Genomic DNA, 5,778 nt, shown 5'->3' with positions numbered 1-5,778 from the left:
GATGTCCTAGGCCTCTAGACGATGGGGACATCGCATACATCATGTCCCGCAGCTGTTACCGTACTACGACTGTGTGGCATCACAGTTTGTTACCTGCATCTTACTGCTTTACTTCTACTACTCAGTTACTACTGAGTCGCTGGTGGAGGTAAGCGGGATCGAACCGCTGACCTCTTGCATGCCATGCAAGCGCTCTCCCAGCTGAGCTATACCCCCTTGCGAAGAAGCGAGATTATGCAATACCCATGGGCAAATAGCAAGCGGGTTTTATGAAAAGACCTGCTTTTTATGACAAATAGTTTTGCAGGCGCGCCAGCACAACGTCCCGGCCGAACAATTCCAGCACCGCATCGATGGCCGGGGTCTGCAACTGGCCTGCGACGATCAGGCGCAACGGCATCGCCAGCAGCGGCATCTTCAGCGCGTGGGCGGCCAGCACTTCCTTGATCATGGCTGCCAGCGCGGCCTTGTTCCATTCCACCGTGGCGCAGCGCGCGGCGAAATCCTGCAGCGCCGGCTTGATGGCATCAGTGATGTGCTGCGTCACCAGCGCGGCGTCGGGTGCAGGCTGGCGGTAGAACATTTGCACCGCGGTCGCCAGTTCGTTGACGGTATTGGCGCGCTCTTTCAGCAGCGCGATGGTCTGCGCCAGCGGCGGCGCGCCGTCGAATTGCGCGCCCTCTTTTTCCAGCAGCGGACGCGCCAGCGTAGCCAGGCGCTCGTTGTCGGCCAGCTTGATGTAGTGGTTGTTGAGCCAGGCCAGTTTTTCCGGATTGAATTGCGCCGGCGACTTCGACAAGTGGTCGAGGTCGAACCAGCCGCAGAATTGTTCCATCGAGAAAATTTCTTCATCGCCGTGGCTCCAGCCCAGGCGCGCCAGGTAATTCAGCATGGCTTCCGGCAGGAAACCTTGCGCCGGATAATCCATCACGCTGACCGCGCCGTGGCGCTTGGACAGCTTCTCGCCGTCGGCGCCGAGGATCATCGGCACGTGACCGTATTGCGGCAGCGCGCCGCCCAGCGCCTTGAGGATGTTGATCTGGCGCGGCGTGTTGTTGACGTGGTCGTCGCCGCGGATCACGTGGGTGATCTTCATGTCCCAGTCGTCCACCACGACGCAGAAGTTGTAGGTCGGCGTGCCGTCCGGACGGGCAATCACCAGGTCGTCCAGCTCGCGGTTGGAGATCGTGATCGGGCCCTTGACCACATCGTTCCAGGTGACGTCGCCATCGAGCGGATTGCGGAAGCGCACCACCGGCTTGCGGCCCTCCGGAATCGCCGGCAAAGCCTTGCCGCGCTCGGGACGCCAGGTGCCGTCGTAACGCGGTTTTTCACCGGCAGCGCGTTGGCGCTCGCGCATGGCCTCGACTTCTTCCGGCGAGGAATAGCAATGGTAAGCGGTGCCCTGCTGCAGCATCTCAGCCACCACTTCGCGGTAGCGGTCCATGCGCTTCATCTGGTAGAACGGACCTTCGTCATGGCTCAGTCCCAGCCATTGCATGCCGTCGATGATGGCCTGCACCGCTTCCGGCGTGGAGCGCTCCAGGTCGGTGTCTTCGATGCGCAGGATGAAGGTGCCGCCGAAACGGCGCGCATAGGCCCACGAGAACAAGGCCGTACGCGCGCCGCCGAGGTGGAGATAACCAGTCGGGCTGGGCGCAAAACGGGTGCGAACGGGAGTGGCAGGTACTGTGGATGTCATGATAAATAAAAACGGCCTTGGAACGCCAAAGCCGTTGTCAGTCTGATCGGAAAGCCGCCATTTTACCGCGTCGGCCGCTGCGATGGAACGCAACGGCGACAGACGGCGGGCGACGCGTTGGTTTTACTTCACGGTGATGTTGATGGTCTTGCTCAGGGCCGGACCGTAGGACTGGTGCGCGCCGTCGGCGAACTGCATGGTCAGCTTGTATTTGCCGGGCGGCAGCGTCACCTTGGCTTCGGTCTGGCCCTTGCCGTAATGCAGGTGGGTGTCGTCCATTGGAATCGGCTCTCCCTTGGCGATCGGACCGGCGTTGATCAGCAGGTGATGATGGCCGGTATTGGCCGCCATCTCGCCGGCCGGCTTGACCTCCATGCCGGTGACGGCGAACTTGACGTCGAACGGACTGGTGACGACCGCGCCGTCCATCGGCGCCGTGAACGACACCGACGGTTCGGCCGCCTGGGCCGCCGCAGCGAACAAGATGGATGCGGCGAACAGGGTCTTGATGAATCGCGACGGTCGCAATGTCAGGGATATCTGGGATGTCATGGCAGTTCTCCTTGCTATGTTCTACGTTGGTCGGATTCCCCCCACGGCGCCACCGGCATCGCTTGATCAGTCGTTCTGGATCACGATGCTCGGGAACTTGCTGGTCATGTCCTTGGCTTTTTCCGCCACTTTGACAGCGACCTTGCGCGCGATGTTCTTGTAAATTTCCGCCACCGCGCCATTCGGCTCGGCCACCACGGTCGGACGGCCGGAATCGGTCTGCTCGCGGATCGCCATCGTCAGCGGCAAGGCGCCGAGGAAGTCGACGCCGAAGTCGGCGCACATCTTCTCGCCGCCGCCGCTGCCGAAGATCGCTTCGGCGTGGCCGCAGTTGGAGCAGATGTGGGTGCTCATGTTCTCGACGATGCCCAGGATCGGGATGCCGACCTTCTCGAACATCTTCAGGCCCTTGCGCGCGTCCAGCAAGGCGATGTCCTGCGGCGTAGTCACGATTACCGCGCCGGTGACCGGCACCTTCTGCGACAGCGTCAGCTGCACGTCGCCGGTACCCGGCGGCATGTCGACGATCAGGTAATCCAGGTCGCGCCAGTTGGTCTGATCGAGCAGCTGCTGCAAGGCCTGCGTGACGATCGGGCCGCGCCACACCATCGGCTCGTCCGGATCGATCATGAAGCCGATCGACGACACTTGCAGGCCGTGGTTTTCCAGCGGCTCCATGGTCTTGCCGTCCTTGGTTTCCGGCTTGGCGTCGATGCCCAGCATCATCGGCTGCGACGGGCCGTAGATGTCGGCGTCGAGGATGCCCACGCGCGCACCTTCGGCAGCCAGCGCCAATGCCAGATTGGCGGCGGTGGTCGACTTGCCGACACCGCCCTTGCCGGATGCCACGGCAATGATGTTCTTGACGTTGGACTTGAGCTTGATGCCGCGCTGCACGGCATGCGCGACGATCTTGAAATAGACGTTGGCCTTGACCGCGCCGATGCCTGCGATACCTTGCACGGCTGCCTCGGCGGCGCTTCGGATCGGTTCGATCTGGCTGTTCGCGGGATAGCCCAGCTCGACGTCGAAGGCAACATCGGCGCCGGTGATCAGAATATTCTTGACTGACTTGCCCGCCACCAGATCCTTGCCGGTATTGGGGTCGATGACCTGGGACAGCGCTGCTTTGACGACTTCTGCGGTGATACTCATTACCTCTCCTTGATTGACTTCCGCAAGTCTAAACCAATCGCAGCGCGGGGGTTGCCGCATCAATACGGCCAGCCTCACGAAAAATTGCCATACAGACATGAAAAGTGCTGTTTGCACCGGCTTGGTTGCGACTTGTTTATGGATCAACCCTGCGCCAAAGCCCCTGCGGCTGCTAAAATGGCCCTCTTTCCTGATCACCAACCCAAGCACGCATTGCCAATGAGCACTTCATCGCCACGCCAACTTTTCGTTACCACCGCCCTTCCCTACGCCAACGGCGCGTTCCACATCGGCCACATCATGGAATACATCCAGGCCGATATCTGGGTCCGGTTTCAACGAATGCAGGGCAAGCAATACCTGGACGGCTTCCACATCGCCTTCGACAACTGGAGCTCGACCGACAGCCAGGAAAACCACCAGCTGTCGCAAGACATCTATCGCGCCCTGCGCGACGATGCCAAGCTGATCACGACCAAGACCATCGACCAGTTCTTCGACCCGGTCAAGAGCATGTTCCTGCCGGACCGCTACATCAAGGGCGAATGCCCGAAGTGCGGCACCAAGGACCAGTACGGCGACTCCTGTGAAAACTGCAGCGCCGTGTACGCGCCGACCGACCTGAAGAATCCGTACTCGACGCTGTCGGGCGCGACGCCGGTGATGAAATCGTCGGAACACTTCTTCTTCAAGCTGTCGGACCCGAAGTGCGTGGCCTTCCTGCGTGAATGGGCGCTGGATAACAACCGGCTGCAACCGGAAGTCGCCAACAAGGCCAAGGAATGGCTCGACGGCGAAGGCGGTTTAGGCGACTGGGACATCAGCCGCGACGCGCCCTACTTCGGCATCGAAATCCCGGACGCGCCGGGCAAGTACTTCTACGTCTGGCTGGACGCGCCGATCGGCTACCTGGCTTCGCTGAAGAATTATTTCGGCAAGACCGGCCGCGACTTCGACGCCTTCATGGCCGACGACAAGACCGAGCAGTACCACTTCATCGGCAAGGACATCACGTATTTCCACACGCTGTTCTGGCCCGCCATGCTCAAGTTCGCCGGCCGCAAGACGCCGACCAACGTGTTCGCGCACGGCTTCATCACCGTCAGCGGCGAAAAGATGTCGAAGTCGCGCGGCACCGGCATCTCGCCGCTGCGCTACCTCGACATCGGCATGAATCCGGAATGGCTGCGCTACTACATCGCCGCCAAGCTGAACGCCAAGGTGGAAGACGTCGACTTCAACCCTGACGATTTCGTCGCGCGCGTCAACGCCGACCTGATCGGCAAATACGTCAACATCGCCAGCCGCGCCGCCGGCTTCATCGCCAAGCGTTTCGACGGCAAGCTGTCGACTGCGTGGGCGACTGCCGACGATGCCTTCTTGACCAAGCTGCGCGGCATCGCCCCGGAGATCCTGGCGCTCTACGAGCAACGCGAATACGGCAAGGCCCTGCGCGCGATCATGGAGCAAGCCGACGTCATCAACGCCTACGTCGACGCCAACAAGCCATGGGAACTGGCCAAGGACAGCACCAAGGACGTGCAACTGCATGAGGTGTGCAGCCGCCTGCTGGAAGCCTTCCGCATCCTGACCGTGTACCTGAAACCGGTGTTGCCGCAACTGGCGGCGCAAGTGGAAGGTTTCCTCAACGTCGCGCCATTCACCTGGGCCGATGTGCAGACCGCGCTGCCTGACGGCCACGTCATCAATGCCTACGCCCACCTGATGCAACGCGTCGATCCGAAGATGCTGGATGCCCTGGGAAATTCATGACTTGGGATATTTTGCTGCAGACCCTGGCGTCCGGCCTGTTGATCGGACTTATTTATGCGCTCGTGGCAATCGGTTTGACGCTGATCTTCGGCGTGATGGACATCGTCAACTTCGCCCACGGCGAATTCCTGATGTTCGGCATGTATTCGAGCTTCTGGCTGTTTGCGCTGTATGCGCTCGATCCAATTTTTACTTTACCGCTGACCGCGCTGTTCCTGTTCGGACTGGGCGCGCTGCTGTACAAGCTGGTGATCCGCAAGATCACCAATGCGCCGATGGTGTCGCAGATCTTCACCACGTTCGGCCTGATGATCCTGTTCCGCGGCATCGCACAGTTTTTCTGGAAAGCCGATTTCCGCACCATCGAAAACTCCATGGTCGCCGGCCACGTCTCGCTCGGCGGCATCCAGATCGGTTCGCCGCAACTGACCGCCGGCCTCGGCGCGATTGTCGTCACCGGCGTGATCTACCTGTTCCTGACCCGCACCAAACTCGGCGCCGCGCTCGAAGCGACCGCCGCCGACAAGGAAGCGGCGCAGCTGATGGGCATCGATTCGCAAAAGATGTTTGCGCTGGCCTGGGGCGTCGGCGCCGCG

4 protein-coding genes, 1 tRNA gene and 1 pseudogene are annotated in these 5,778 nt (G+C 61.1%); 2 read left to right on the top strand and 4 right to left on the bottom strand.

Features of this window, described 5'->3' with window-relative positions; translation table 11 throughout:
• Positions 1–140 precede the first annotated feature (140 nt).
• The 4 genes from HLUSI_RS0124590 to apbC form a co-directional block, all read right to left on the bottom strand.
• Positions 141–216 (bottom strand) — tRNA-Ala (locus HLUSI_RS0124590).
• A gap of 70 nt (positions 217–286) precedes the next feature.
• Entirely contained in the window at positions 287–1,702 is a 1,416-nt protein-coding gene (gene gltX, locus HLUSI_RS0124585; RefSeq protein ID WP_029363992.1) for a glutamate--tRNA ligase, read from the bottom strand.
• A gap of 123 nt (positions 1,703–1,825) precedes the next feature.
• Positions 1,826–2,254, bottom strand: coding sequence for a DUF4399 domain-containing protein (locus tag HLUSI_RS0124580; RefSeq protein ID WP_050977775.1), 429 nt, complete (start codon positions 2,252–2,254; stop codon positions 1,826–1,828).
• A 66-nt stretch (positions 2,255–2,320) separates the two neighbouring features.
• A complete protein-coding gene (gene apbC / locus HLUSI_RS0124575; protein WP_016836457.1) occupies positions 2,321–3,409 on the bottom strand; it encodes an iron-sulfur cluster carrier protein ApbC in 1,089 nt (362 codons plus the stop codon).
• 219 nt (positions 3,410–3,628) lie between these two features.
• Here apbC and metG point away from each other — a divergent pair.
• Positions 3,629–5,170 (top strand): annotated as a pseudogene (gene metG, locus HLUSI_RS30585) (methionine--tRNA ligase); the annotation flags it as partial.
• A gap of 8 nt (positions 5,171–5,178) precedes the next feature.
• On the top strand, positions 5,179–5,778 hold a 600-nt coding region (locus tag HLUSI_RS0124565), incomplete at its 3' end, for a branched-chain amino acid ABC transporter permease (RefSeq protein WP_016836455.1).

This window comes from Herbaspirillum lusitanum P6-12 (assembly GCF_000256565.1).
GTDB classification, from domain to species: domain Bacteria; phylum Pseudomonadota; class Gammaproteobacteria; order Burkholderiales; family Burkholderiaceae_D; genus Herbaspirillum; species Herbaspirillum lusitanum.
This window is presented reverse-complemented; position numbering and strand designations above follow the sequence as displayed.

Bases quoted from the DNA above. Each gene is read 5' to 3' on its own strand.
- gltX (WP_029363992.1), bottom strand. From the start codon at position 1,702: ATGACATCCACAGTACCTGCCACTCCCGTTCGCACCCGTTTTGCGCCC.
- HLUSI_RS0124580 (WP_050977775.1), bottom strand. From the start codon at position 2,254: ATGACATCCCAGATATCCCTGACATTGCGACCGTCGCGATTCATCAAG.
- apbC (WP_016836457.1), bottom strand. From the start codon at position 3,409: ATGAGTATCACCGCAGAAGTCGTCAAAGCAGCGCTGTCCCAGGTCATC.